Below are 26,580 nucleotides of genomic sequence, written 5' to 3'. Positions count from 1 at the left end.
AGTAGTTTGCTCCTGCGTAAGTAGCGTCTTTTGACCCCCTTAGTCTTGATTGACATGGGGGTGTTTTTTTACCAAGGATCCAAATGACAGTGGTTCTTTTGATCTGGTGCCTCGTGTGGGTCGTTAACCAGTATTTTTGAGATCCAGCCTCGGGTTTCTGCAGGATCTATAACATCATCAACCTCAAAATAACTCGCAACATTGATCGCTGAACCTTTTGCTTGAAATTCTTGGAGTAATTCTGAAAATCGTAGTTCTCGCATAGCTGGGTCAGATATCGAATCAAGCTCTTTCTTAAAACCGAGTTTTACCGCACCCTCCAACCCCATTGCGCCATAGGTGGCGTCAGGCCATGACAATGTCGCAGTGGGTCTATGGAAACTGCCACCAGCCATTGCTTGAGCTCCCAAACCGAAAGACTTCCTAATGATGACGGTCATCATCGGAACCGTTAACTTTGCGGCCGAAACAAGAATCCGTGCGGCATGACGAACTGTGGCTGTTTTTTCAGCTTCTGGGCCAACCATGAATCCTGGTGTATCACAGAGTGTTAAAACAGGTAAGCGATAAAAGTTGCATAAGTTAAGAAAGCGAGAAAATTTATCGGCAGCATCTGAATCGATGGCGCCGCCATTGAACAAGCAGTCATTTGCAACTATACCGATTGACCTTCCTTCCACGCGAGCGATGAATGTCGCGATGGCTTTACCAAAATTACTTCGAAGTTCCATGACGCTTTTTTTATCGCACAGAGTGCTGACGAGCTGACGAATATCAAATCCCTGATTTGGGGCTACTGGTATCAGGCTTTGTAATTGGTGCTGGTCATGGGCTGTCCAATTCATTTCTGTATTGAATACGTACGACAATATTGCTTTGGTTCGAGCGATGGCCTCAATGTCAGAATCAACCAATATATCAATCACACCACTTTGGGTTTGTACATCGCTGGAACCGATTTCTCCAGCTTTGAATTGACCCAAACCTGCACCTTCAATCATTGCTGGTCCAGCCATTCCAATATTTGATTTCGAGGTTGCAATAATTAAGTCACTACAACCGAGAAATGCGGCATTGCCCGCAAAGCAGCTACCGGTAGCTATACCAATTATCGGAACATGACCGTTGAGTTGTGCAAGGCTAACGAACGGCATCATGTCAAACCCGATTGCCCTGTAAGCGTCTATATCGCCTGGTCGACCGCCGCCTCCTTCTGCAAATAAAATCACTGGATAACCTCGATCTCTGGCAAGCGAGAACAGTCGTTCGATTTTCCGGTGTCCCATGTAACCCTGTGTACCAGCAAATACCGAGTTGTCGTAAATCGCGATGGCTACAGTAATTAATTTTTCGTTTTCGGTGGAGCTACGAATTTGACCTATGCCGGTAATAAGTCCGTCTCCAGGAGACAGTTCTTCAAGCTCTTTGATTGAGCGTCTTTGGCGTTGAGCTGCAATCACCAAAGCACCGTACTCTCTAAAGCTACCTGGTTCAACCAATTGTTCAATAACTTGTCGGGCGCTAAGCTTCCCCTGTTGCAATCGCTTGGCTATTTTGTCTGTACGATTGATGTCGAGAAGTTGCTGTTTTCGCAAATGCAGATTTACGCAAGACTCTCTTGGGGTATTGATTTCAAGCAGAGTCGTTTCCTGTTCTATGTTTTCTGAGTCGTTACCCACTGGTAAAAGCTTGAACAGTAATTCATGCTTCTCAATATTTTGATCGGTTTGACAATTGATCTGTGCCACTTCCGCCGAGTACGGGGCATAGATTTGTGTTTCCATTTTCATAGCCTCAATTACTGCCAGCACCTGTCCTTTGTACACTTTTGAGCCTTGCTTAACGAATACTTGACGAATGACACCGGCAAATGGCGCATAAATCAATGGTTCGTCTAAACAATTTGAAAGGTCTGCAGAAGGTGATGATTTAGGGATATGAGTTATCTTCGGCTTAAGAATTTCGTCGACTATTTTTGTGTGTAACTGATCACCCAGAATTTTCTCGTGGTTGAGCAGCCGAAGTAAGTCGGAACGATTCCATTCAACCCCTTGAATATGGAATTGCTCAAGATAACAACACGCTTGTTTTGCGAGACTCTCTAGACTTCTAGTAGAGCTTTGGACGATGAGCTTGGCTAACAGAGAGTCAAACCGCGGACCTGTTTCGTATCCCTCATAACAATGCGTATCAACCCTTAAGTCGGGATGCGTTGGTGGTCTGAATATGCATAGCCTGCCGCTGGATGGAACCAGAGAACCCATTTCATCCATCTGTTCTGCGTTGATCCGTACCTGCATTGCGGAGATACCCAGTTCACGCGGATTTTCTTTAAGTCCAAGTTCCTCAAAGCCAAGGTTTAGAGCGATTCCTAATTGAATTTTAACCAGATCAATTCCGTATGCAGCTTCTGTGATGGGGTGCTCTACTTGGAGTCTAGGATTGACCTCCATAAAAGCGATGTTCCATCCGCTTGTTGCATTGAATGACACTAGATACTCGACGGTACAAATCCCTTTCAGCTTAAGGCTAGAGGCATAATTGACCGAGTATGCAATTAGTTTTTCCCTGATAGTTTCAGGGATAAAAAAGCTGGGTGTGAATTCGATAAGTTTCTGGTTTTTCCTTTGAATACTGCACTCCCTCTCTCCGGCGTGTCGAATATTCCCAAGGCCATCCCCAATTATTTGAATTTCAATATGCCTGGCGTTCTCAATATAGCTTTCTGCAAGCAGTTGATCGTTCGAAAAATATACTAAAGCCTCTCTCCTGCAATCTGCGATCGCTTTGTGGAGATCGTCGTTCAACTCGACCAATCGTATTCCACGCCCTCCACCACCGGCGCATGCTTTAAGCATTGCCTTGCTACCTTTAGGTAGTGACTCTAAATACGCCCTCAACTCGTCGACATTTGTAACCTTGTCTATCCCGTTGCAAACAGGGATACCTTGATTTGCAGCCCACGATTTTGCTCTTGCCTTGTCGCCAAGCATTGCAAGGACATTTGATGCAGGACCTACAAACGAAATTCCAGTCTGTTCGCATGCTTGAGCTAGTAGCGGGTTTTCACTCAGAAATCCGTAGCCGGGATGTAGCAAATCACAGTCCTCAGAGATGGCTATCTTTATGAGTTGATCTATATCTAAGTAGGCCTTGCTACCTCTACCAGAGAGTGGGTGACTGCTGTCTGCCAATTTGGTATGCAGGCAATGAATATCGTCCTCTGAGAAAACGGCCACTGTCTGGATTCCCAACTCACTAGCTGCGCGAATTACTCTCACAGCAATTTCGCCTCTGTTTGCAATAAACAGCCTCTTCGGCGTGTCCGATTTTGAACTCATGTGTTGTTTTTTTCGTCAAGATTAGTTGATTGTTCAATCTATCAACGGGGTAGTTGATAGTCAACGTTTTAGTTTGAATATATGGAGTGATTGATTTTCTGGCTCAGTTCCAATTTTCCTCAAAACAAATAAATGTTTGTAATCAATGGTTTGCAGTAGTATTGCTGAATATAAATATAAGAAAACTTTTTGCCTAAAAAACTATCAACATCAGTGTTGACATTTATTGCATGTTAGAGCATTCTTTCTAACGTGCATCGCAAGGAATTTTCTGCTGGGGTTTTTTTAGTTCGAGCCAGCCGCTAATCCATGATGTCGAACAACACGTCAGGCCCGAAAAGAGGTTCATGGCTGTGGCGGGTAACGGATCTATACAAGTTTTTTAATCCAAGCTGCACATAAATAAACAAAAAAGGAGATGGTAATGAGGAAGACAAAGCGTCACGGCTTTGCCACGTTCCAGACTGGAGTGGCATTGGCGATCATCGGCATGCTAGGTACTTCAAGCGATGCTTTCGCTTATAAGTTCGAAACGTCGCCTGAATGGAATTTGAACCTGGATACCAGCGTTCAATACACTGCCGGTTGGAGAGCGCAAAACAGGGATGATCGTATTGGTAACGATCCTTTGCATGCTGCATCGAATTACAAGTTTGATAAAGGCGATATGGTTACCAACCGCCTTCAAGCTCTCGTCGAGTTTCAGGGTGCTTACAAGGACAATACCGGTTTCCGAGTAACTGGATCATTGTGGAAAGACTTTGCGTATGACAATGAGGTGAAGTCCAATCCAGCCTTCATGGGTGCAATTACTCCTTACCCAAGTGGCCAATACTCCGATTACACAAAGAAGTATCACCTTCAGGGTGCGGAGCTTCTGGATGCCTTTGTGTTCAAAAACACTACAATTGGCGATAAGCCAGTCTATTTGAAGGCAGGTCGTTTGACTCAGTTTTGGGGCAATGGTTTGTTCTTCGGTTTTTCGAACATTGCTTATTCTCAGTCGCCGATCGACTTCATCAAAGGTTTCACTCAGCCCGGGTCTGAGGTAAAAGAGTTGTTCCTTCCCCGTCAGCAGTTATTGGGTACGGTAGAGTTGTCTCCCGAGCTTTCTATTTCCGGTCAATATTTCTTAGAGTTTGAAGGTAATCGGTATCCTGAGTCAGGTACCTACCTGGCGCCTGCAGACATTTCGTACCGTGGTCCAGTTTCTTTTCCAGGCATTGGCCCCTTGGCTATTGAACGAAAGCCAAAGGATAACAATGATAACTTTGGTGTAAAGGTTGCTTGGTCTCCCGAATGGGCTCAAGGTGACCTTGGGTTCTATTATCGTCAATTTGATGATGTAAACCCATGGATCTTGATTGACGCGAGCGGAGCAAATTTGTCTTACGCGGAAAAGACAAAATTGTATGGTCTTAGTTATGAGCGTTCCTTCGGAGCGATCAGTACTGGTTTTGAATTTTCCTATCGTGAAGATACTGGCTTGAACAGCGTAGCTGGTATAAATCAGAATGGCGAAAATTTTCCCAAGGGTGCGAAGGGTGACCTGTATAACATCATCGCGAATACCTTTGTTCAGCTAGGTGACACAGCGCTTTATGACACAGGTATTTTGTTGGCTGAGCTTAGCTACACAGAGTTGCTTGATGTGGACGCCTCTACCGAAGCGGTTTACCACGGTGTCGGTCGAGGTACTTGTGTAAATGGTCGTAAGGAAGATGGATGTGGTACGGATCGTGCCCTGGCTGTTGCAATGTTGTTTGAACCTCAGTGGCTTCAAGTATTTCCAGGTTGGGATCTGAGTTCGCCAATGTCTTTGACCTATGGCATTAACGGAAACCCTGCATATTCCGCTGGTGGTTTCTATGCTGAAGGTGCTGCTATTTATTCTCTCGGCATCAAAGGTACCTACCAAGGCAAGCACAGTGTGTCATTGGCATACAACGGCTACCACTGGAATCCAGGTCCTACAACGACCAATGCATTTGGCCTCGAGCAGTATGCCAGCAGTAACGGTCCGAAGGCTTTGAACGACAAGGGCTGGATCCAGCTCACTGTAAAGACATCATTCTAAGTTTTAGTTGGAGACATAAAATGAAACAACATAAGTATTTATATATGAAGGCGCTTGCGGCAGGTTTGGTGCTTGCCTTTTCTGCAAACGCATCTGCGGCTGTTACTGCTGAGGAAGCGAAACAACTGGGTACAACGCTGACAGAGTTTGGTGCTGTGAAGGGTGCCAATGCCGATGGTTCAATCCCAGCCTACACTGGTGGAGTTCAAAAAGCTCCAGCCGGCTGGACCAAAGAATCGAAGACCTATGTCGATCCATTCAAGGACGACAAACCGGTTGTTAAAATCGACTCTAAAAATATGTCGCAGTATGCCGATCTTTTGACACCTGGTACCAAAGCAATGTTGTCCAGCTTTCCAGACAGCTACCGTGTTGATGTTTATCCAACTCGACGCAGTGTTTGGTATCCAGACTGGGTAAAAGAGAATACTGTTAAAAATGCAACAACGGCCAAGCTTGGCGGTAGCATCATGGGCGACGCTGTAATTGGTGCAGCTCAAAACAATGAACCTTTTGCCGGTATTCCCTTCCCGATTCCAAAGAACGGCTACGAAGTCATGTGGAATTACTTTTTCCACTACACCGCTGCTGTTACTCACACCACGGCGTCTGCCTACCTGGTTGACACCGGTGGGAACCTGTCTAAGTTGCCAACACCCAATGAGTACTACGTACATCCTTGGTATGAAAAAACCGGCAAGATGCGTGAGCTGACCTTCAACGCAGTTCATGGTTTTTCGGCAACACAGATTGATCCTCCATCTGCTGCTGGCATTGTATTCTTGAACTACTACATGCACGACGCCTCAGATGGTGGTCAGAAAGTATGGTTTTACACCCCAGGTCAGCGCCGTGTACGTGCTGCGCCAGAATTTGCGTATGACATTCCAATTGCTGCCTATGGTGGTGTTCTATTGTGGGATGAAGTGCATGGGTTCACCGGCCGTATGGACAGGTTTGATTTCAAGCTTGTCGGAAAGAAAGAATTGATCGTTCCATACAACGTATTCGGAGTAACAAATGGAACAGTTAAGGATTCAATCGGACCCAAGCACTTGACCCCTGAAAGCATGCGCTTTGAGAAGCGTCGAGTTTGGGTTGTGGATGCAACGCGCAAACCTGACGCTCGCCATGTATACAGCAAACGTACTTTTTACATCGAAGAAGATTGCTGGTGTTTGGTGGGAACCGAGTCCTATGACAATGGCGGCAAGCTTTGGCGTGTTGGTAACCTGTACACTTTCCCAACATATGATGTTGGTGGAGTGAACAACGATTCATGGACCTTTACTGATTTGATCAAAGGCAACTACACAGTGCTGAATGCTGTTCGTGGTGAGCCTGGCAACTTTGTTCGCAGCTACACTTCTCACGAAGGTTTGCCAATCAAACTGACTCCTCAGGCTGTAGCGGCCGGTAGTGTTCGCTAATTTTTTAATTAGCGTTCTTCAACGAAGTAGGGGAGATACAAGTCAATTGTATCTCCCTGACCTTCCCTGATTTTCATAACAGTAGTTCTATTTTTGGAGTGTTATCCAGTATGAGAAAGGTTTTCTTGTCTGTGAGCCTTTTGCTGGTTTCTGTAATGGTTGGGGCCAACGCGGTGCATGCGGAGTCCAAATTTAAGGATCCCCTTGATTATCCAGCTGTGATGCGCACCGATATTGTGAAGCGTCCTTTTCTCAGCATTGCGAAAGCAGGGACGTCTCTGGTAGCTGTGGGCTCTAGAGGGATGATAGCAACATCGAATGATGGTGGTTCTACTTGGGTCCAGAGTAATGTCCCGGTTCAGTCTGATCTGTTGTCAATTAGTTTTCCAACAGAAAAAGATGGTTGGGTAGTGGGACACGACGGTGTAATTCTTAATACGAAGGACGCCGGAAAAACTTGGGAGAAGCAGTTTGATGGTCGAATTGCAGCTCAACAATTTAAGGATTTTTACAGCGATCCAAATAATACCGAAGAGTTCGATCGCGAAAAAATGTTGCGGATGGTTGAGCAGAATTATGTAGCTGGCCCAGCCTTGCCATTCTTAGATGTGTGGTTTGATGATCTAAATACAGGCTATGTCGTTGGTTCGTTTGGCTTATTGGCAAAGACAACTGATGGTGGAAAAACTTGGCTACCGTGGATGCATAGAATTCAGAACGAAGAGGTACTAAATCTCAACGGTGTGAGAACCTTAATGGGTAGAACTTTCATTGTTGGTGAACGTGGAAGGGTTTACACACTTGATCCAAGTTCCCAAGAGTTCAGGGAAGTACAAACTGGCTACAACGGAAGTTTCTTTGGAATTGTGCAGTCAAATAAATCATTATTTGCATTTGGTCTGCGTGGTGTTACATACCAGAGCCTTGATAGCGGCGCTACTTGGGAACCCTATCCGATGCCATCCAATGCAACGATCACTGGGGCCGCTTCAAACCTAAATTTGACCGTACTAACCACCAGCACCGGACGAATCCTCTTCAAAGATCTTGAGAGTAAACAATTTGAAGTGATGTCACCAAATGCCCCAATGCGATATACAGGTCTCATTTTTAATGAAAAGGGAAATCTGGTTCTCACTGGCCTTCAAGGTATTCGGGTTGAAAATATCGACTTGCCTGTCGAAGCTAACATTCAAAAGTAACTAAACAAATACTATGCAAGTAGATAATTCATTAGATCAAATGCCCGTGGTTAGGTCTCTATCCGAATTCGATTCAAAGTCTGGCAGTATTGTTGAAAGGCTCATATTCAATAACCGCGTTGTACTGAGTGTCATTTGCTTGTTGCTGACTCTATTCCTGGGTTACAAGGCGACTGATCTCACAATAAATGCCAGTTTTGACGATATGATGCCCAACTCGCATAGTTTCGTTCAGAACTATCGTGACAACGCAACTTCATTGGGTGGGTTGGGCAACTCTGTTCGTATTGTTGTAGAGAATGTAAACGGCAATATCTACGACCCTGAATATCTGCAGACTTTAAAAGAGATAAACGACAAGGTTTTCCTCATTCCAGGTGTTGATCGATCGTTTATGAAATCCTTGTGGATGCCAGTCGTTCGGTGGACAGAAATTACTGAGGAAGGTTACAAGGGCGGCTCTGTCATGCCCGATACCTACGATGGTTCCGCGGAAAGTATTGAAGCGCTTCGATTTAACGTAAATCGGTCAGGGATCATTGGTTCCTTGGTGGCGAACAATCAAAAATCGAGCATGATTTTTATGCCTCTTGTCGAGATTGATGCGTCAACTGGGCAAAAACTCGACTACAAAGAATTCCGCGACACTCTGTACGACATCCGCGAGGAGTACGAAAGTCGCGGAGTAAAAATTCATGTAATTGGATTTGCGCAACTTGTGGGTGATCTTATCCACGGCATGTTGGAAGTGTTCACCTACTTTTTCTACGCCGCAGTAATCACCACATTCATTATCTACATTTACACACGTTGCGTAAGGAGCACCATTCTTGTTGTGCTGTGCTCCGTGGTCGCTGTGATTTGGCAATTAGGATTGATGCAATTGGCCGGGATGGTGTTGGATCCCTACTCGGTATTGGTTCCGTTCTTGATCTTTGCGATTGGTGTATCGCACGGTGCCCAGAAAATGAACGGTATCATGCAAGACATTGGTCGAGGCACACACAAGTACGTCGCAGCAAGGTATACATTTCGACGTTTGTTCTTGGCTGGATTGACTGCGCTGGTTGCCGATGCGGTTGGTTTTGCAGTCCTTACCATCATCGATATTCCGGTAATTCGTGGGCTTGCTATCTCGGCAAGTATCGGTGTGGCGGTACTTATCTTCACCAATCTGATTTTATTGCCCATCATGCTTTCCTACAGCAGCGTGAGTCCAAAGGCAGCAGCTCGTACTCTGAGAGTAGAAGCGGGAGATCATCCCTTCGCAACTTTTTTAGGGAAATTTACAGAACGCAAGTACGCCTATCCCGTGCTGGCTATGGCTTTGTTGATGACGATCTTCGGTTTGTACACGGCAACAAAGTTACAGATTGGTGATTTGGATGCTGGAGCTCCAGAACTTCGACCTGACTCCACCTACAACAAAGACAATGCTTTTATTACGTCCAATTATCAGCTTTCAAGCGATCAATTCGCGGTAATTGTAAGAACCAAAGAGCGTGGGCTTGTTGATTACGCCACGATGCTCGAAATTGACCGGTTGGAGGAAATTCTAAGAGATATCCCAGGCGTACAAACTACGATTTCTGCCTCGAGTTTGGGGAGGTCATACACAGCAGCCGGGTTTGAGGGTTCGGAGAAATGGGTAACCATAAACCGAGATCCGTTTGTAATTAATGACGCTTTGAACTATGTGTTTGACTCGAATCCGGAGATGATCAACGAGAGCCGGTCGGTAACACCCCTTATTGCATATCTTGCTGATCACAAGGCTGAAACCTTGGACCGTGTGGTTGCCGCAGTAGAGAAGTTTGCTGCAGAGCACAATACAGAAGACCGACAATTTCTTCTGGCCGCTGGCAACGCCGGTATAGAGGCTGCAACGAACATAACGGTGAAGAAAGCCAACCGAACCATGTTGTTGTATGTGTATGCTGCTGTGATTATTTTGTGTTTCATCACTTTCCGTAGTTGGAGGGCGGTCGTTGTAGCGGTGGTTCCTTTGATTGTTACATCCGTACTCTGCGAAGCATTAATGGTCTATCTTGGGATAGGCGTTAAAGTGGCCACATTGCCAGTTGTTGCACTAGGTGTTGGTATCGGGGTGGATTATTCCTTGTATTTATTGACAGTGCACCTGATGCAGCAACGAACTGGTTTGCCATTGAAGCAGTCTTTTGTCAATGCAGTGGAGTTTACTGGGAAGGTCGTTGCGCTGATTGGTATTACGCTTGCGGCCGCTGTGATCACCTGGATTTGGTCACCAATTAAATTTCAGGCTGATATGGGTATTTTGCTGGCATTCATGTTTGTGTGGAACATGCTTGGTGCCTTGATTTTGATTCCTGCGTTAGCCAGTGTTCTATTGCCAGATCAAAAGAAAATTTGAATCTTCTGCTCCCTCAAAAATAAAAACCCCGTAATTTTTACGGGGTTTTTATTTTTGTCAGACGTATCATTTGGGTCCGATACCATGATGAAGTGTGCTGGATTTTGCTATTTGGAGTGTCGCTAGCAGCATGTGTCTATTAGCTCCAAGTTTGATTGCATTATTCAGGTGAAGTTTGAATCCAGGCCAGTATCGATGGGTTGTGGAAGTGTCTACCGCAAGGGATACCAATTCCTTGGTCAATGCAGGCAGATAATTTGAGCGCCAGGGGATGCTGCAGTATATGAAGAAGGCTTCAAAAGTATCTGGTGATAGTCTCAAAATTGAATTGAGAAATCCGGGCACTTCTTCTTCGAACTTCAGCCAATAAGCATTTGTTCCTACGTATTTCTCCCACAGACCCAGTCTGTAGGGATCTAATGGAGCATCGATAAATTCGTCACCCTTTTTCCGGAGCTGTCTGACCAACATCAAGGCTGTTTCCATCAATGTGTGCACGCCTAATCCACTAATCAAAGTGAGAATTTCCTGAATCTGTTCTCCGGACGCTCCAAGCTCTAGGCAGTTGGAAATTGAGTGTTCACTTTGATCTAGGTTCAGGTTCGTAACTGATGCACTTACAGCAAGTCTTATGAACTCTTCGGTCAGGTGATCCAAACCAGAGTCTTTGGTGTCATCCGGGGTGAGTCTGATAATTTCTGCCTCTATGGCTTCGTAATTCAGCATACAAGATTGCCTTTTAAAAATTGAATTTCAATTCTGCCATCAATTTCAAATTTTGAGTGCAGTGCATCATAAAAATCAACGTAAATGTTGACTGAAATAATTGATCGATACCCTCAGATTTATAAGATGATTCTTGAGTAATATTAAGTTAAGTACATTTAAAACAAAAGGTTAGATTAAATTTTTTGGTGATTTCACCTGTGCGTCAATTTTATGTTGACATGAAATTTTTGCTCATTTACTATCAACGCAGACGTTGACAAAAAGGAGATGAAAATGACTGCAAGTAGTATGAGTAAACTGGACATGCTGTTGGAAACTGAGGAGATTCGTGAACTCATTTCACGTTACGCTTTTCATTTGGATATGAACCATCCGAAAGAGCTTGCTTCCTTGTTTGTTGAAGATTGCGAGGTCGTGTACGGACCCAACTTCAAAGCTGAAGGTATCGAGGCATACGCAAAAACGCTTGAGGGTGTTGGTTCCTATTTCGTAGCTACTAGCCATCATGTTTCGAATACGGTTGTTGAGTTCCAAAGTCCAGACAAAGCGAATGTCCGCTCCATCCTTTACGCCTGGCATAGGTATCGTCGTGAGCGCCCAGATTCGCATGTTTGGGGCCAATACCACGATGAGGTTGTCAAGGTGAACGGTCAATGGAAGTTCAAGCGTCGTGAGCTGCGTACTACGGGTTCCAAAGACTTCCATGTTAAGGAAATGGTCCCAATCGGTCGAGCCGAGTAAGGGGTTGTGAAAGTGAGCTTTGATTACAACACCATCAAAATCGAACAGTCAGGTCCTTTGACCTGGATTGTGATCAATCGTCCAGATAAAGCCAACGCACTTTCTCAAGAGTTTTTGGAGGAGTTTTCTGAAGTATTGGAACGTCTGAAAACTGAGGGCGGTCCAGTATTGGCGATTCGCGGTGAGGGTAGGGGTTTTTCCTCTGGCTACGACTTGGATCAGGTGGGAAAGCTCACCAACACACCAGACCCAATTGCAGACCGGGAAAGGCTTCAACGCAACGTTAATCGTTATCTTGCCATTTGGGATCATCCCAAACCCGTGATTGCTGCCGTCCATGGTTATTGCATGGCGGGTGCAGCTCAACTATGCATTTTTGCCGACATTACCGTGGTTGCCGACAATGCAAAAATTAGCGAACCAACATTACCTATTGGTGGGGGATATATTGCTCCTACGTGGGTGTCATTGGTGGGGCACAAGAGAGCGAAAGAGTTTTGCTTCGTTCCGGGTAACAGCATTGATGGAAAAACTGCAGTTGAATGGGGGTGGGCTAATCATTGCGTGCCCGCAGATCAACTGATCGCTGCGGTTGAAAGTTTGGCTGAGAGAATTGCAAGAACTCCACCTAGCGTACTGCGTATTAAAAAGCTTTCAGTCAACAGGGCTGCAGAGGCAATGGGTTTCAAGAATTCAATTGCGTCGATTGCTGAAATGGATGCGCTCTTGCACATGTCTCCCGAGGTGATTGAAGTCAAGGGCTGGATAGCTGAAGTTGGTTTGAAGCAAGCGATTGCCGAATATAAAGTTGCGCCAACAACTCCGTTGGTTGCTGACCAATCTAATACGAAAGGAAAGTAGATTCATGGCTGATGTCGAATTTAAAATCGAAGGGCATATTGCATTTGTTCATTTAAATCGCCCGAAGACGTTGAACTCAGTAACGGGTGAGATGGATGAAGAGTTGTTGAAAATCTGGAAGGAAATCAACACAAATCCAGACATCTGGGTAGCAATCTTGTCTGCTGAGGGAGAAAAAGCATTTTGCGCGGGTGCAGATGTAAGCGGTGGCGCGGAGCGTAAGTCAAGGATGGCTTTTGGTGGTGGAATAACTGGCGTTGGTGGACCAATATTTAATCTGAATAAGCCTTTGATTGCAGCAGTGCAAGGCTATTGTCTTGGTGGTGGCTTTGAAATGGTCATGTGTGCAGATGTAATCGTAGCTGCTACAACAGCCCAATTTGGAATGCCAGAGACCAAGGCCGGCATTATGGGTGAATGCGGGATCATGCACCGTTCAATTCGGCAACTCCCGTATCGAGTCGCTCTTTCAATGATTCTGACCGGCGAGCGGATGAAAGCTGATGATGCACTTCGCTATGGGCTTATCAATGAAACGGTCGAATATGCAGACTTGATGCCTGCTGCTCGACGTTGGGCAGAAAAAATCATGGCTGCGTCTCCACTAGCAGTTCAAGCTGCAAAACAGGCCGTTCTGTCCCGATATGACTATCCATTAGAGGTTGCGCTATCTACCAAGTACGAACCCATTGAGGAGTATGCATATTCTCATGATCGAGATGAAGGTGCGAAGGCCTTTATGGAAAAGCGCAAGCCAGTTTGGACTGGTCGTTAAAACTGAGATCTGCTGAAAAGGGAGGGTTAAATTTACCCTCCTCTTGGGAGTTTAAGAATGCAAGATGAATTGCGAAATGCGAGCAACCCAAAGTGGTTTCGACAAGTACTTGGTCAGTATCCAACTGGTGTGTGTGTAATAAGTGCTATTACACCAGATGGGAAGGCTGCAGGTATGGCGGTTGGGTCTTTTACTTCGGTGTCGCTTGATCCGCCACTAGTCGCTTTTTTGCCTGATAAAAGTTCTACAAGTTGGCCTAAGATCGAATCAGCTAAAAAGTTTTGTGTAAGCATTCTTGGTGCTGACCAGGAGGATGTATGCAGGAGATTCGCATCCAAAATGCCCGATAAGTTTGAGGGCCTATCCTACCGGATGTCTACTCTTGGGTCCCCAATCATCAATGGATGCGTCGCTTGGATGGATTGTGAGCAAGGGGCGATCTATGAAGCGGGGGATCACTACATAGTGCTTGGTGCCGTTCATGAGCTGCAAATTGAAACTGGGTCGCTTCCCCTTTTGTTTTTCCAGGGCGGTTATGGCCAGTTCAAGCCGCTTTCATTAGTGGCACCAGATCCGCTCGGTGTTTTGTCTGTTCAGTTGAGAAATGTTGAGAATGCCCGGGAGCAGATGAATATCGTTGCAGGGCGATGTGAAGGCCGCTGCATCGCAACGGCTGTTATCGAAGATGAAATCGTTATCGCAGCAAGTTCTGGTTCGCCGCGAAGAGGTTCAGTACCTTCGTTGGTAGGACAGCGTTTTCCCTTTATGCCACCGACTACTTCTGTATTTGCAGCTTGGTCCAGCGACATAGAGCAATCTGACTGGCTGGCGAAGTCAAAAGTTAATCATAAAGAAGTGTTGAAGACGAGCTTGGAAAAAGTACGACAGCGCGGGTTTTCTGTTGGCCTTCTTTCTGATGAGCAAAGAAAATTTGCAAGTAAAGTTGCTCGGTTAGCCAACGGCGAAGAGTCGACTGGCGATGATGAACTTCAAGATTTGATTGCTAATTTGAAATATGATCCTGATGAGCTTACTCCTCAAGTCTTGAATGATATACGTTTGATTTCCGTGCCAGTATTTGGAAAAAATAGAGAAGTACTTTTCGCCCTGACCTTGTACGAGTTTGCAAGACCGCCGCAAGACAAAGGCATAGTTGTTTATATCAAGCGTCTGATGGACTCAGCAGAAAAAATCACTGATTTACTCGGTGGCGTGAGACCAGAGGGTATTGGCCTTTCAAAAGATCTATAAAGGAAGGTGCACGGATGGAAGTGTTCAGAGATATTGCAGTGGTTTCGCCATTGGCAGATTTGTTAATCGATGCGGTTAATAAAGTACCGGATCAGGATGCAATAGTATTTCCTCAATCCAGGGCAACATATCAAGAGCTGTTCGATGGTGCTCTGACTTTCGCTAAAGGTCTTTTGGCGCTGGGTGTCAAAAAAGGTGACCATGTTGGGCTATTCACGACCAATAGCATCGAATTCGTTCAGGCTTTTTTTGGAATCAGCTTGGTTGGTGGGGTAGTTGTCCCTTTAAATGCCCGTCACAAAACTAAAGAGCTGACCTACATTATTAACAATGCAGATTTGGTCGCATTGTTTACAACTTCGGATCCAGAAGAGTACGTCAATTTTGGTGCCTTGGTTTTAGAGGCACTTCCTGCGATGAGACAAGTCGGCCCAAATGGTCAGCTACACGTGCCAGATGCACCGAAGCTCAAGAATATCGTGTTGTTAAAAGGTAATGCGAATTCTCTGCTCATGTCGCGGGCGGAATTCAATAATTTGTCATCTTCCGTCGCGGATGTCGATGTTGATCAACGTCGTTTGCAAGTTTCTTTACGTTCCGCAGCCTTGATTTTGTATACATCCGGTACAACAGCGAACCCAAAAGGTTGCATGTTGTCGCACGAAGCAATTGTACGTGGGCCAGTCTTTAGAGCTTCAACGCGTTTTCATTCCAAGGCGAGAAACGTACATTGGGGTGCAGGACCGTTGTTTCATATAGGTTCATTGGCTCCATTGGTGGGTGCAATTGGAGTGCACGGTACATACGTCACTGATGAGTATTTTGAACCGGGACGGGCATTAGCACTAATTGAACGAGAAAAAGTGACGACTGCATTTCCTTGGTTTCAGGCAATTGTTCAATCTATACTGGACCATCCAGATTTTAAGGCCGACTCTTTTCAGTCCATCCTATTCATGATGCTTATTGGGCCACGCAAGCTGGTTGAAAGAGTCCAGTCAGTTGCGCCGAATACAGAAGTTCTTCAAGGTTGTGGAATGACTGAAACTGCTGGCATTTTCGGACTGAGTGATTTGGAAGACTCTCAGGAAGAGAGATGTTTGCGGCAGGGGCGAGCGGTTCCCGGAATCGAGGTAAGAATCGTAGATCCTGAAACAGGAAAGGATGCTGAGGTCAATAAGGTTGGAGAGATTTGGGTTCGTGGCTATTGTGTTATGAATGGTTACTATAACGATCCTGAAAAAACTGCTGAAACACTGGATAGTGAAGGTTGGTTACGCACTGGTGATCTTTACAGCAGGTCTGAAACGGGTGCCTTGTGTTTTAACGGCCGATTGAAAGACATGCTTAAAGTAGGTGGAGAGAATGTTGCTGCTATCGAAATTGAGGCATTTCTTTGTGAGCATCCATCTGTAAAACTTGCAGAAGTCGTTGGTAAGCCAGATCCGCGGCTTGATGAAGTACCAGTTGCTTTCGTAGAGCTTAGGCCAGGTTGTTCAGCCAACGAAGAAGAGCTCATCGAGTTTTGCAAAGGAAAAATTTCTAGTTACAAAATACCTCGTGCCGTCCACTTTATGCGCGCGGATCAATGGCCAATGTCTGCCACCAAGGTAAACAAGCGTGCATTGCGTGCCATGCTTGAGCATCAACAGTAATCACCCCGCGATACCCCGATTAGCTCGGGTTTCAGCCCTATCGATTTGCCTCGGTAGGGTTTTTTATTGGCAGAACTAAATATGAATACATCATTGAATCTTGATCAGTCAGCGGACTCTCTCAGTCAGAAAATGTCGGTCGTCGACATGGTTTGGCCAGACCAGTGTAATCATCATGGCACTTTGTTCGGTGGTGCTGCATTGTCTATGCTTGACAGACTTGCGTTCATTATGGGCAGTAAAGTTCTACGCGGATCTGTAGTTACAGCAGCAGTAAATGGGCTTGATTTTTCGGCGCCTGCTCCAGCAGGGCACCTAGTTCAATGCGATGCGTATGTGGTGAAGCTCGGAAAACGTTCTGTAACCATTCAAACGGAGCTTGTTTCGGAGGATTTACTGACTGGTGTACAGACCAAATGCTTATCAGGCGAGTTCGTCATGGTGACTCAGAACTCCACGTTAACCTCTATGAGCGCCAATAGTGAGTCGGGCTTGTGGGGAAAATTAAATCAAAAGCAACTGCATCCAGTTGTTCGAGTTGCCGAGATTGTATTTCCAGGACATACGAATCACCGGGGAACGCTGCATGGAGGCCCAGCTATGGGTTGGCTAGCTAAGGCAGCTTTTGTGGCAGCGACTCGCTGCGTAAGAAAAACAGTTGTTTTGGCGAGTAGTGAACGAATTGACTTTGTCGCGCCAGCCCTGGTTGGCGATGTTGTTGAAGTTCTAGCCCAGGTGTCTCATGTGGGTAATCGATCTATTACGATTGATCTGGAGCTATGGTCAGAATCCCCGGTAACCGGAGAAAGGCGTTTTTGTACCTCTACTCGTCTGGTTTATGTCTCTGTTCATGATTAACCAGACGATCTAAAGCTTTTTCCTTAACTATTTGCCGGTGAAGGTGGCCCTGCTTTTATTAAGAAATGCATCTACTGCGCCACGAAAATCGTTGGTGCTAGTGGCTTGTTCAAAAAGTTTCATTTCATGGTTCAGATGCTCTGAGAATTCATGTTCGGTAGCTGATCGAATTAAGCGTCGAATGTTTCCAAACGCAGTGGTTGGTCCCTGGCTCCACGATGAGAGAATCTTCTTAGTCATCGCTTGCATTTCCTCAGGTTCGATTACTGCGTTGACCAGTCCGTTTGCAAGAGCTTCATTTGCTGTAAGCGGCTTTGACATTAGCGCAATCTCAAGGGCTTTTCGCAAACCGACAATTCTGGGCAACGACCAAGTTACGCCAAGGTCACCGCTAACCGCTAATTTTGTGTAGGCAAAGTTAAAGACTGAATCACTGGCAGCAAGACAGTAATCTGCAAAAAGGCAAATACTCAGGCCTGCCCCAGCCACTGGCCCTTGAACGCTCGCTAGAATAGGTGCATTTTGTGATTGAAGTATCGCCAATGCCTGGTGCATGGGCTCAATAATTGCAGGCGCGATAGACTCGGGATCTCTCTGAAAATACGCAACATCTCCTCCGGCCATAAACGCTCGGCCAACACCACTAATGTGAATTGCCCTGATGGAGGGATCGTTTGCAATTTCATGGGAAATTTGCAAGAACTCAGTGGCCATTTGAACATCAATGGCATTGAGGGAAGCTGGGCGGTTAAAAGCCAGGAATGCTACAGAATCAGCTTTTGTAAAAGCGATTGACTGGTAAAGAAAACCTTCGGTCATAGCAGTAGTTTCTAGAATCGGAATGAACCTTCAGTCTAGCGCTACGACAATATTCAGTCAACGCAAATGTTGATTGTTGATGTAACCAAGTATAAGGCTTTAGGTATTCACTTGGTTTTCATTAGTCCATCAAAGAAAATCTTGCAGAATGCTTCTGCGATCTCGCGCGCGGTCTTCTTGCCATTTGGATCAAACCAACGATGTGTCCAGTTGAACATTCCGAAAAGTCCATTGATTGCAATTCGCAATGGAATATCATCACGGAATACGCCTTGTTCAACACCCTGGGTTATCAAGGTCATCGCTATTTTCTCAAACCGTGCAGTTTGCTTGACCATAAGCTTTGCCCATGGGGAAGAGTCTCGGGAAACGTCGTGCATCAGTTCCTGAATGTAGACATACATGTTGGGGTAGTTTTCGGCGTAAGAAAGCATGAGCACCTCAAGCAACTCTTCTAGTTTTTCTCTTGGGCCTTTGTCTTCAATCCTCAAAATTTGTTCTGCGCGAGTAATGTTGGCATTTAGAATGCCACCGATGGCTTCCCTGAACAATTCATCTTTACTGGCTACGTAGTAATAGATGGTGGCTCTATCGATACCAGCGCCTTTGGCAATATCGCTAAGCGTTGTTGATTTGAATCCTTGTTCCTTGAAGAGCTTTGTGGCTACTTCGACCAGTTCTTCTCTTTTTGCGGTGTAATCAGGATTACCTTCGGTGAGTGCCAGTTTTCTCCGGCGGGCAATGTTGCTTGCGTGTTCCATGAAAATCCGATTAATTTTCTAAGATTTTGAAATCCATCAACTGACCTGCAATGTGCAAGTTTGTTAGAGACACCTTTCATTATTATGGAGCATTGGCAGCGTAAGTGAAAGTGGTTAGGCTAAGTAAATCAACGTGATTTTGCCTTCCGTATAAAAATAGCACCGCCATCGGCGGTGCTCAAATCGAGGGCGTAAAAAACCCTTGGAGCAAGGGAGACACCATCGAGGAGGTTGTGAATTTGAGTGCGGTTATCGGGTAGGTAACCAGGAGACCTCAGTTTTATTGTCAGTTGCGGATTTCTTGTCAAAGTCTACGACTGCTTTGGCCACAACATCACCAATCTGAATCCCGGTGACTGAGGTAAGTCCGCCGTCAACTGTCAAATTCTGACCTGTTATGTGTGTTGAGGCATCGGATACAAAAAACAGGGCGGCTTCCGCTATATCTCTCGGTAAACCAGCTCGTCCTAGTGGAATTACCTCACCAAAGGGTTTTTCTAGCGACTCAACAAACTCTCCGTATTTATTTTGAGGGATGTTACAGGCGGTAGCAATAATTGGAGTAAGGATGAGTCCGGGCGAGACCACGTTGGACCTTATTTTGTGGCGTGCCAATTCATGAGTGGCAGACTTTGCAAGGTGAATGATCCCTGCTTTGGCAACGTCGTATGACAATGCGGACCAGCCGCCTTGAAGTGCAGCAATACTAGAAATAGAAACTATGCTTCCACCGGTATTTTGAGCTATGAATTGTCGAGCAGCATATTTGTGTCCCAAAGACGCTGAACGAAGAAGAACAGCGGTAGTCTTGTCAAATCCCTCTGTAGTCAGTTCTGTCAGTTTGGCTTGATCGCCCAGAGCGCCTGCATTGTTGACTAGGAAGTCAAGATGGCCGAAAGAATCAACACAAAACTGGACCATGTCGCTTATTTGCTGTTCATTGGTAACATCTGTTTTTATGTAACGTACTCGATGTCGACCGTAAGTATCCTCAAGTCGCGAGGTCAGGGGATCAATGTCACCGACGATCACTTTTGCGCCTTCCTGGACAAAAAGGTCTACGATTCCTTCGCCTATTCCTCTTCCGCCGCCGGTTACTATGCCAATTTTTCCTTCAAGACGCACAGCCATTTGATCTCCTTTTGTCGTCAGCCACTTGGTTGGTAGAGACTATTGGAATTATTAGTGCATGTCAACAATGGTGTTGACTGGTTGAGTGGCTTGATGAATAATGGGTTCGCATGGGGTCATATAATGGGATCCATAAAATAACAAATCGTGAGCGATTGACAATAGGTAGGGGACATGAACGGTTGCGTATTAATCGTGGGTACAGGTTGTGGTGGTGTTGAGACCGCATTTGCAATGCGTGCTAACGGCTGGCAAGGTCCGATCGTATTAATTGGGGAGGAAAAAGAAATCCCCTATCATCGACCGCCACTTTCAAAAGCGTACCTTGCTGGTGATGTTTCACCTGAAAGTCTCTATTTGAAATCACCCGCTTTGTTCGAGAAACAGGGGATTGTGCTCAGGCTAGGAGTCAAAGCATTAAGTATTAATCGCGAGGATCGATTGCTTGCTTTGAGCAGTGGTGAGTCCATCAAGTACGACTATGTGGTCCTTGCCACTGGCGGGCAACCGAGACAGATCTCGTTTGATGACGGTTTGCCATATCCTACAAATATCTTGCAGCTCAGGGATAAGTTGTCTTCAGAACGAATCGCCAATCAAATATCCAATAAATCACGTTTGGCAATTATCGGTGGCGGGTACATTGGGTTAGAAGTTGCTGCAACTGCAAGAAAGTTTGGCTGTGAAGTTACGCTAATTGAGGCTGCTAATCGAGTGCTTGAACGGGTCACTGCGCCTGTAGTATCCGAGTTTTATCAGAATCGGCACTCTTCGGAAGGTGTAAACCTACTTTTGGGTACCACAGTCAGGCGATTTATTCGAGATGGATCCGGGCAGATTGTTCGTTCTATCGAGTGTGATAATGGAATGAGCGTTGACGTAGATGCCATTGTGGTTGGTATCGGCTTGATTCCAAGTATCGAACTGGCAGCAGAATCGGGACTGGATTGTGGAAACGGTATTTTAGTCAATGAAGAACTTCGGACCAGCGATCCGCGAATTTTTGCAATTGGCGACTGTGTCAATTTTCCGAGCTCTGTCTATGGAGGTCGTCGCGTACGAATCGAGTCTGTGCCGAACGCATTGGAACATGCCAGGAAGGTATCTGCAGTAATTTGCAGCAAAGTACCGCGTCCTGATGCTGCTCCGTGGTTCTGGTCAGATCAGTATAACTTGAGTTTAAAAATGGTTGGTCTATCGACAGGCTATGACTCGGTTGTAGTGCGTGGCGAAATTTCGGCGAGTAACTTCAGTGTGCTGTATTTGTTAGAAGGGCGTGTGATTGCAGTGGATACCGTAAACAGGGCAAGCGACTTTATTGCTGCGAAAAAAATGGTAGGCAGTTCAAGGGTGTATTCGGTAGCTGAGTTGCAGGATGAATCGTTCAGTCTCAAAGAGTTGGCTGAATCTACAGGAAGTTAAGATTTAAATTGAAAAGAGTCCCTTTTAGGGAACGTGAAAAACCTAATCAACTTGAGAGGAACTGGAGATGCCAATAGCTGTGTATGTTTGCCCGAACGGTGATGTGAAAGAGGTTGAGATCGCTGAGGGCCATAATCTAATGCAAGCCGCTGTTGCAAATGGAATCTACGATATTGTTGGGGATTGTGGAGGTAGTGCAAGTTGTGCAACTTGTCATGTCTATCTGGATACTGACTACGTTAGTAAGGTTGCTCCGCCCAGTGATCGTGAACTAGAAATGCTGGAGGGAGTTTCGGCTGAGCGACGTGAAAATAGCCGCCTAAGCTGTCAACTGACCATGCAAGATGGTTTGGCAGGTATTCGAGTAGTGATCGCTGATACCCAATGGTAGAACTAGGAGGCAGGTGGATATGGAGTCGATTGAAAAAAGAATTCAGAGGCTAGAAGACCGTTTTTCAATTAATGATCTAGTAGCCCAATATTTTATGTCTGTAGACGTAGATGATTATGATGTCGTGGGATCACTTTTCTGTGAAGACAGTGAGTTTTCTGCAGGTGGGTTTCCAGGAGCATGTGGTCGGCAAGAGATTGTAAATTTCTTGAGAGAAAGTCGCAACCACATGGCTGAAACCTTGCATACGGCAAATGCTTTGGTAGTGCATTTCGACTCAGAGAATGTCGCCCACGGCACGCTTAGCGCACATGTTGAGCTTGGGATGGCTGGAGAAACCTACTATGGTGCTGTTCGCTATCTAGACGAGTATGAAAAGTGTGGTGATCATTGGAAATTCAAAAAGCGAGATATGCGGGTAGTTCATGTAGCGCCTTGGTCTGAAGTTGGAAAGTCAATGATTGATGTGAATCGGGTGAAATGGCCAGGAATCGAAGCGTTGCCCTCTGACTATCCTAGAAAAGATCGCTAGTGGGTTGAGTTCCGAGTTCTTCAACTGCCAAAATTTACGAAGTGAACAACATGCAAACTGACCGAATAGAAGATCTGATTGAAGACATCCGCCTGGGCAAGATGGTGGTGTTGGTGGATGACGAGGACAGAGAAAACGAAGGTGATCTCGTGATGGCTGCGCAATGTGTTGAACCTGTACATATAAATTTCATGGCCAAATATGGCAGGGGATTAATATGCATGCCTGCCTCGATGAGGCACTGCGCACAACTAGGTCTGAAGCCAATGGTTCAGGGAAACAAATCCGGATTTGGCACCAAATTCACCACTTCGATTGAGGCCTCGCACGGCGTGACTACTGGCATATCTGCAGCAGACAGGGCACATACAATTCGCGTGGCGTCATCTCCTGATGCCAAAGAAACAGACATCGTGCAACCCGGTCATATTTTTCCCTTGATGGCTGAAGAAGGTGGTGTATTGGTTAGGGCTGGCCATACTGAAGCCTCTTGCGATTTGTCACGAATGGCGGGTTTTGCTGAAGTTGCAGTGATCTGTGAAATCATGAATGACGACGGTACGATGGCACGTCGACCAGAGCTTGAGGAATTTGCAAGACAACACGGCCTTAAACTCGGTACGATTGCGGACTTGATTCAGTATCGTTTGACCAATGAGAGTACTGTTCTTCATTTGGAGGCGATACCTGTCTCCAATGATTACGGTGACTTTGTTCTTCACACCTACCAAGATGTAATCAACGATGATATTCACTTTGCACTGGTCAGGGGTCAGATTGCAGACAATGAGGTCAATTTGGTTCGTGTTCAGCTCGCGCTGACCGCGCGAGACCTTCTTGGGGTTCAAATTGATTCACAAAGTGGTTGGAACGTTCAACGTTGTATGGCCCGAATTGCACAGGAGGGCTCTGGCGTCTTAGTTTTACTCGGTGGTGGTGAAACGAAGGAAGTGTTACTTGATAGCCTTCATGGACTGAAGAATAGGTCTCCAGGCTTACGTTCCGGCAAATCGGGACTACACAACTCCTTTTTGAATATTGGGGTGGGTTCTCAAATACTTCGTCACTTGGGAGTTCGAAAATTGAAACACATGAGCTCTCCAATTAAATACAACGCGATTTCCGGATTTGACCTTGAAATTGTTGAGTATGTGAGTTTTGATGGGCAATGAGCAGCACCCCTCAACTTCAGTTCTGCTAGATACTCTTGTTTCTACAGATATGCCCACTCCCTGGGCCACGTTTAAGCTACTTAGCTTTGATCTTGGTGAGGTTGGTCGGGAACATTTCGCACTTGTACTGGGTGATGTCGCCCATGTAGAGCCTGTTTTGTGCAGAATTCATTCCGAATGTCTCACTGGCGAGGCACTTCACAGCTTGCGTTGCGATTGTGGGCCTCAGCTAGATCTGGCACTTCAGAAAATCGCTGAATCGGGCTGTGGGGTTTTGATTTATCTTCGGCAAGAGGGGCGAGGTATTGGTCTGAGAAATAAGATCAGAGCCTATGCTTTGCAGGATAAAGGGATGGATACTATCGAAGCCAACGAAGCACTTGGATTGGGAGTGGATCTTCGTAATTTTGATGTTGCTGGATTAATGCTCAAGACGCTAGGAGTTGGTACCGTCAAACTGATGACGAACAATCCCGACAAGTTGAGTTGTCTTGCTCAGCACGGGATTGCTATTGCGGAGAGAATTCCTTTAAAAATAGAAGCAAATCCCTTCAATCAAGCATACCTAAGCACCAAGGCTAGAAGGCTTGGGCACTTCCTGAATGATGAAACGTAAAATCAAGGTATGAAGGCGGGCCCTCGATCGAAGGGCTCGCCGAACATATTTACACTTTCCAAACCAACGGCAGGCTGGATACGGAACCTACTACCCCCCCGTGATGGGGAACTGTAGCACCTTCAGGAATCTCAAAATTTGGAATTCTGTTCAAGAATTCTTCAAGGGTGATCATGATTTCCAACCTGGCAATGTGTTGCCCCGCACAAAGATGTACGCCGTGTCCAAAGGTCGTGTGAGTGACTTTTTTTCGGTCGAAGTCCACGTGCATCGGACACTGATTCTCTCTTTCGTCCAGACCGGTCAATAGCTGCGGGAGCAGGATCATATCGCCAGCTTTGAGCAAGACACCATCGACCTCAATGTCATTTTTCACCAGTCGACCATCTGCAACAAGAGAAAATCGTCTCAAAAGTTCTTCTGTAGCTGCAGGAATTTTCTCTGGATGATCAAGTAATTCTTTGCGATGCTTCGGGTTATTGGCCAAGAACTGCATGCTGAAGCTAAGGAAATTTACCACCGTATCCAATCCGCCTACAAGTAGCAATCCGCAAATTCTCAGTGCTTCGTCCAGGGTAAGGTCACGACCACTCACTTTGCCGGTAACGACCTTACTAATCACATCCTTGCCAGGATTTTTCATCCGCTCGATAACAATGGGTTTCAGGTAGGCATAAAGGGCATCGCGCGCCTGCGGGAAAGTCATGCTGCCATCTGGCCGAGTCATCTGGTCAGCCAAGTTTTTTAGCACTGCGGCATCGCTAAACGGTAGGTCCACAAGTTCCAGAAATACGCCGACCGGGAAAGGTTCTGCATAGTCATGAGTGAAGTTGCAAGAACCTTTGTCAGCAAACTTATCAATCAATGAACGAGAAAGTGCACGTATTGAATCCTTGATTTGAGGAACGATATGCGGGCCTACTGCAGCGCTGATCAAGCTGCGATAATGACGGTGTTCTGGTGGGTTCAGTGAGGTAGGAATGAAGTCATATTCGTCACCAACCTCCTTGGGTATGAATGGACACTCGGCTGAAAAGTTTTCATGATCTTCGAAGCCTTGGCGAATATATTTGCCTCTGGTTGCTATCCAATGGCCTCCATTCTTAGGTGTCCAGACAAGATCGGGTAATCCAGATTCCTGAAGTTGTTTCCATGCGCTTTGCAATCCAAGCTTCTCAATACCAGGTGGGTTGTACATATCGAAATCTACAACACGGTCTTCAGGGATGTGTGCGGGAAAGTCTGCGTTTCTTGGCACTTTCAGTACGCTAGCGGTGCTCATATTGGTTCTCCTCTACCATTTATTATTGATAGACATGTAGTTTTCAAGAAAGGCTAGGATCAATGACTGGTTTGATCGCAGTGCCGTTTTTTGCGGCTTCCAATGCTTTGTCAGCATCTTTGATCGCGAATCGATGTGTTACTAGACTCGCCAGACCAAACCTGTCTTGATGGCGTGATGCCAATTCAAGCGCCTGGTGGTAAAACTTGGGTTTGTGGAAACTGGCGCCGGCGATTTTCATATTTTTGGTGCTGAAGTCTCGTGCAGAAATACTCACTTTCCCGATTGCTCCCCACAATCCAAGAATAATGTAACGACCATATGGGCTTGTTAAATCCATGCCTTCTGGAAACGCTGGTAACACGCCGGCTGCCTCAATGACCACATTTGCACCTTGGGGGCCAAGCAGGTCGGCCACCATTCTTTTTCTTTCATCCTGATTATGTTCAGCCAGGGAAATGGTTGCAGTGGCCCCCATTGATTTGGCGACGTTTAGACGTTTTTCACTGTGATCAAGAACTATAATTTCCTTTGCTCCAGCAAGTGAAGCGACCATGACAGAGGCCAGTCCAACTTGGCCAGCACCCTGAACAACGACATTTTCTCCCACTTGAATTGGACCACATTGTGCGATTCCGCCAAGTGCTGTAGGAAGTCCGCAACCCAGTGATGCGACCGCATCAGGGTTGGCTCCATCGGGTAGTTTGAAGAAAGCCAAACCATTGGGTAGCCAAGCATAATCAGCATAGCTTCCCCAATTGGGTTTTTCGGCATGTTCAAAAAACTGGGAATTCTCGCATGGCATTTCGTCAAGTACTGTACAGGCCCTGCAGCGATGACATTGGGCAATAGGAACCCAGTACACCATGTCTCCGGTACGTACTGGAGTGCCCGCGTAATCGGTCTTTACTCCAGCGCCCAATTTCTCGAGTCGGCCTACGCCTTCGTGGCCAAGAATAATGGGGAAGGGCATTTCACCTGCATCTCCCGACACGATGTGAAAGTCGCTTCCACATACACCCCCAACGACTACTTTGACCAGTGCACCGCCTGGTTCGGGGTCGGCAATTGGTACTTCCCAAGTTTCCAACTGATTGGGTTTGACGAGTACTGCTGCTTTTCCGTATAACATCAACCGTCTC

The 26,580-nt window shown here is 46.0% G+C and carries 22 protein-coding genes; 15 read left to right on the top strand and 7 right to left on the bottom strand.

Annotated features, from left to right (window positions below; translation table 11 throughout):
- Window positions 1-68 precede the first annotated feature (68 nt).
- Window positions 69-3,341, bottom strand: a complete 3,273-nt coding sequence (locus tag B4C79_RS05390; protein ID WP_291762434.1) for an acetyl-CoA carboxylase family protein — start codon at window positions 3,339-3,341, stop codon at window positions 69-71.
- Window positions 3,342-3,765: 424 nt separating this feature from the next.
- Here B4C79_RS05390 and B4C79_RS05385 point away from each other — a divergent pair, with 424 nt between their 5' ends.
- From B4C79_RS05385 to B4C79_RS05370, 4 genes are all read left to right on the top strand, one after another.
- Complete coding sequence (locus B4C79_RS05385; RefSeq protein ID WP_291762431.1) at window positions 3,766-5,418, top strand: DUF1302 domain-containing protein; 1,653 nt, start codon at window positions 3,766-3,768, stop codon at window positions 5,416-5,418.
- A 20-nt stretch (window positions 5,419-5,438) separates the two neighbouring features.
- Complete coding sequence (locus B4C79_RS05380) at window positions 5,439-6,848, top strand: DUF1329 domain-containing protein (protein ID WP_291762428.1); 1,410 nt, start codon at window positions 5,439-5,441, stop codon at window positions 6,846-6,848.
- Between the two features lie 110 nt (window positions 6,849-6,958).
- Window positions 6,959-8,050 (top strand): WD40/YVTN/BNR-like repeat-containing protein, encoded by a 1,092-nt coding sequence (locus B4C79_RS05375; RefSeq protein ID WP_291762425.1) that lies wholly within the window; start codon window positions 6,959-6,961, stop codon window positions 8,048-8,050.
- A gap of 13 nt (window positions 8,051-8,063) precedes the next feature.
- A complete protein-coding gene (locus B4C79_RS05370) occupies window positions 8,064-10,442 on the top strand; it encodes an efflux RND transporter permease subunit (protein WP_291762422.1) in 2,379 nt (792 codons plus the stop codon).
- Window positions 10,443-10,508: 66 nt separating this feature from the next.
- Here the strand turns inward: B4C79_RS05370 and B4C79_RS05365 are convergent, their stop codons facing one another.
- Window positions 10,509-11,168: a hypothetical protein gene (locus B4C79_RS05365; RefSeq protein WP_291762419.1), complete on the bottom strand. Its 660-nt coding sequence runs from the start codon at window positions 11,166-11,168 to the stop codon at window positions 10,509-10,511.
- Window positions 11,169-11,444: 276 nt separating this feature from the next.
- Between B4C79_RS05365 and B4C79_RS05360 the strand changes: the two genes are divergently transcribed.
- From B4C79_RS05360 to B4C79_RS05335, 6 genes are all read left to right on the top strand, one after another.
- Window positions 11,445-11,912: a nuclear transport factor 2 family protein gene (locus B4C79_RS05360; RefSeq protein WP_291762415.1), complete on the top strand. Its 468-nt coding sequence runs from the start codon at window positions 11,445-11,447 to the stop codon at window positions 11,910-11,912.
- A 12-nt stretch (window positions 11,913-11,924) separates the two neighbouring features.
- Complete coding sequence (locus B4C79_RS05355) at window positions 11,925-12,773, top strand: enoyl-CoA hydratase/isomerase family protein (RefSeq protein WP_291762412.1); 849 nt, start codon at window positions 11,925-11,927, stop codon at window positions 12,771-12,773.
- A 4-nt stretch (window positions 12,774-12,777) separates the two neighbouring features.
- Window positions 12,778-13,548, top strand: coding sequence for an enoyl-CoA hydratase-related protein (locus tag B4C79_RS05350; RefSeq protein ID WP_291762409.1), 771 nt, complete (start codon window positions 12,778-12,780; stop codon window positions 13,546-13,548).
- A gap of 57 nt (window positions 13,549-13,605) precedes the next feature.
- The gene (locus B4C79_RS05345; RefSeq protein ID WP_291762406.1) at window positions 13,606-14,799 is read left to right on the top strand and encodes a flavin reductase; all 1,194 of its coding nucleotides are present in this window, start codon (window positions 13,606-13,608) and stop codon (window positions 14,797-14,799) included.
- Between the two features lie 14 nt (window positions 14,800-14,813).
- Window positions 14,814-16,454 carry a class I adenylate-forming enzyme family protein gene (locus B4C79_RS05340; protein WP_291762403.1) on the top strand — a complete coding sequence of 547 codons (1,641 nt, stop codon included), beginning with the start codon at window positions 14,814-14,816 and terminating at the stop codon, window positions 16,452-16,454.
- 81 nt (window positions 16,455-16,535) lie between these two features.
- Window positions 16,536-17,312, top strand: a complete 777-nt coding sequence (locus B4C79_RS05335) for an acyl-CoA thioesterase (protein ID WP_291762400.1) — start codon at window positions 16,536-16,538, stop codon at window positions 17,310-17,312.
- Window positions 17,313-17,339: 27 nt separating this feature from the next.
- On the opposite strand, the gene B4C79_RS05330 is transcribed toward B4C79_RS05335, so the two are convergent.
- The 3 genes from B4C79_RS05330 to B4C79_RS05320 all read right to left on the bottom strand — a co-directional run bounded on the left by B4C79_RS05330 (window position 17,340) and on the right by B4C79_RS05320 (window position 20,023).
- Window positions 17,340-18,131 carry an enoyl-CoA hydratase/isomerase family protein gene (locus tag B4C79_RS05330; protein ID WP_291762396.1) on the bottom strand — a complete coding sequence of 264 codons (792 nt, stop codon included), beginning with the start codon at window positions 18,129-18,131 and terminating at the stop codon, window positions 17,340-17,342.
- Between the two features lie 107 nt (window positions 18,132-18,238).
- Window positions 18,239-18,892 carry a TetR/AcrR family transcriptional regulator gene (locus tag B4C79_RS05325; RefSeq protein WP_291762392.1) on the bottom strand — a complete coding sequence of 218 codons (654 nt, stop codon included), beginning with the start codon at window positions 18,890-18,892 and terminating at the stop codon, window positions 18,239-18,241.
- A gap of 249 nt (window positions 18,893-19,141) precedes the next feature.
- Window positions 19,142-20,023, bottom strand: coding sequence for an SDR family NAD(P)-dependent oxidoreductase (locus B4C79_RS05320; RefSeq protein WP_291762388.1), 882 nt, complete (start codon window positions 20,021-20,023; stop codon window positions 19,142-19,144).
- A gap of 174 nt (window positions 20,024-20,197) precedes the next feature.
- Between B4C79_RS05320 and B4C79_RS05315 the strand changes: the two genes are divergently transcribed.
- From B4C79_RS05315 to ribA, 5 genes are all read left to right on the top strand, one after another.
- Window positions 20,198-21,445 carry an NAD(P)/FAD-dependent oxidoreductase gene (locus B4C79_RS05315; RefSeq protein WP_291762385.1) on the top strand — a complete coding sequence of 416 codons (1,248 nt, stop codon included), beginning with the start codon at window positions 20,198-20,200 and terminating at the stop codon, window positions 21,443-21,445.
- A 67-nt stretch (window positions 21,446-21,512) separates the two neighbouring features.
- Entirely contained in the window at window positions 21,513-21,836 is a 324-nt protein-coding gene (locus tag B4C79_RS05310) for a 2Fe-2S iron-sulfur cluster-binding protein (protein WP_291762383.1), read from the top strand.
- Window positions 21,837-21,855: 19 nt separating this feature from the next.
- The gene (locus tag B4C79_RS05305) at window positions 21,856-22,368 is read left to right on the top strand and encodes a nuclear transport factor 2 family protein (protein ID WP_291762381.1); all 513 of its coding nucleotides are present in this window, start codon (window positions 21,856-21,858) and stop codon (window positions 22,366-22,368) included.
- A 50-nt stretch (window positions 22,369-22,418) separates the two neighbouring features.
- Complete coding sequence (ribB, locus tag B4C79_RS05300; protein WP_291762378.1) at window positions 22,419-23,540, top strand: 3,4-dihydroxy-2-butanone-4-phosphate synthase; 1,122 nt, start codon at window positions 22,419-22,421, stop codon at window positions 23,538-23,540.
- Window positions 23,530-24,156 carry a GTP cyclohydrolase II gene (ribA, locus tag B4C79_RS05295; RefSeq protein ID WP_291762373.1) on the top strand — a complete coding sequence of 209 codons (627 nt, stop codon included), beginning with the start codon at window positions 23,530-23,532 and terminating at the stop codon, window positions 24,154-24,156. Before ribB ends, ribA begins: the two co-directional genes overlap by 11 nt.
- 49 nt (window positions 24,157-24,205) lie before the next feature.
- Here the strand turns inward: ribA and B4C79_RS05290 are convergent, their stop codons facing one another.
- Together B4C79_RS05290 and B4C79_RS05285 are read right to left on the bottom strand one after the other, a co-directional pair.
- A complete protein-coding gene (locus B4C79_RS05290; protein WP_291762370.1) occupies window positions 24,206-25,438 on the bottom strand; it encodes a cytochrome P450 in 1,233 nt (410 codons plus the stop codon).
- 43 nt (window positions 25,439-25,481) lie between these two features.
- On the bottom strand, window positions 25,482-26,570 hold the full coding sequence (locus tag B4C79_RS05285; protein WP_291762368.1) for a zinc-binding dehydrogenase: 1,089 nt from the start codon (window positions 26,568-26,570) through the stop codon (window positions 25,482-25,484).
- Between the last annotated feature and the right edge of the window lie 10 nt (window positions 26,571-26,580).

Source organism: Limnobacter sp. UBA7229, from assembly GCF_002473065.1.
Classification (GTDB): Bacteria; Pseudomonadota; Gammaproteobacteria; order Burkholderiales; family Burkholderiaceae_B; genus Limnobacter; species Limnobacter profundi.
This window is presented reverse-complemented; position numbering and strand designations above follow the sequence as displayed.

Excerpts from the sequence above, each read along its gene's own strand:
- B4C79_RS05285 (WP_291762368.1), bottom strand. The coding sequence starts at position 26,570 with ATGTTATACGGAAAAGCAGCAGTACTCGTCAAACCCAATCAGTTGGAA.
- ribA (WP_291762373.1), top strand. The coding sequence starts at position 23,530 with ATGGGCAATGAGCAGCACCCCTCAACTTCAGTTCTGCTAGATACTCTT.
- B4C79_RS05345 (WP_291762406.1), top strand. The coding sequence starts at position 13,606 with ATGCAAGATGAATTGCGAAATGCGAGCAACCCAAAGTGGTTTCGACAA.
- B4C79_RS05390 (WP_291762434.1), bottom strand. The coding sequence starts at position 3,341 with ATGAGTTCAAAATCGGACACGCCGAAGAGGCTGTTTATTGCAAACAGA.
- B4C79_RS05380 (WP_291762428.1), top strand. The coding sequence starts at position 5,439 with ATGAAACAACATAAGTATTTATATATGAAGGCGCTTGCGGCAGGTTTG.
- B4C79_RS05365 (WP_291762419.1), bottom strand. The coding sequence starts at position 11,168 with ATGCTGAATTACGAAGCCATAGAGGCAGAAATTATCAGACTCACCCCG.
- B4C79_RS05310 (WP_291762383.1), top strand. The coding sequence starts at position 21,513 with ATGCCAATAGCTGTGTATGTTTGCCCGAACGGTGATGTGAAAGAGGTT.
- ribB (WP_291762378.1), top strand. The coding sequence starts at position 22,419 with ATGCAAACTGACCGAATAGAAGATCTGATTGAAGACATCCGCCTGGGC.
- B4C79_RS05385 (WP_291762431.1), top strand. The coding sequence starts at position 3,766 with ATGAGGAAGACAAAGCGTCACGGCTTTGCCACGTTCCAGACTGGAGTG.
- B4C79_RS05375 (WP_291762425.1), top strand. The coding sequence starts at position 6,959 with ATGAGAAAGGTTTTCTTGTCTGTGAGCCTTTTGCTGGTTTCTGTAATG.
- B4C79_RS05360 (WP_291762415.1), top strand. The coding sequence starts at position 11,445 with ATGACTGCAAGTAGTATGAGTAAACTGGACATGCTGTTGGAAACTGAG.
- B4C79_RS05325 (WP_291762392.1), bottom strand. The coding sequence starts at position 18,892 with ATGGAACACGCAAGCAACATTGCCCGCCGGAGAAAACTGGCACTCACC.
- B4C79_RS05350 (WP_291762409.1), top strand. The coding sequence starts at position 12,778 with ATGGCTGATGTCGAATTTAAAATCGAAGGGCATATTGCATTTGTTCAT.
- B4C79_RS05330 (WP_291762396.1), bottom strand. The coding sequence starts at position 18,131 with ATGACCGAAGGTTTTCTTTACCAGTCAATCGCTTTTACAAAAGCTGAT.
- B4C79_RS05315 (WP_291762385.1), top strand. The coding sequence starts at position 20,198 with ATGAACGGTTGCGTATTAATCGTGGGTACAGGTTGTGGTGGTGTTGAG.
- B4C79_RS05370 (WP_291762422.1), top strand. The coding sequence starts at position 8,064 with ATGCAAGTAGATAATTCATTAGATCAAATGCCCGTGGTTAGGTCTCTA.
- B4C79_RS05335 (WP_291762400.1), top strand. The coding sequence starts at position 16,536 with ATGAATACATCATTGAATCTTGATCAGTCAGCGGACTCTCTCAGTCAG.
- B4C79_RS05340 (WP_291762403.1), top strand. The coding sequence starts at position 14,814 with ATGGAAGTGTTCAGAGATATTGCAGTGGTTTCGCCATTGGCAGATTTG.
- B4C79_RS05320 (WP_291762388.1), bottom strand. The coding sequence starts at position 20,023 with ATGGCTGTGCGTCTTGAAGGAAAAATTGGCATAGTAACCGGCGGCGGA.
- B4C79_RS05305 (WP_291762381.1), top strand. The coding sequence starts at position 21,856 with ATGGAGTCGATTGAAAAAAGAATTCAGAGGCTAGAAGACCGTTTTTCA.
- B4C79_RS05290 (WP_291762370.1), bottom strand. The coding sequence starts at position 25,438 with ATGAGCACCGCTAGCGTACTGAAAGTGCCAAGAAACGCAGACTTTCCC.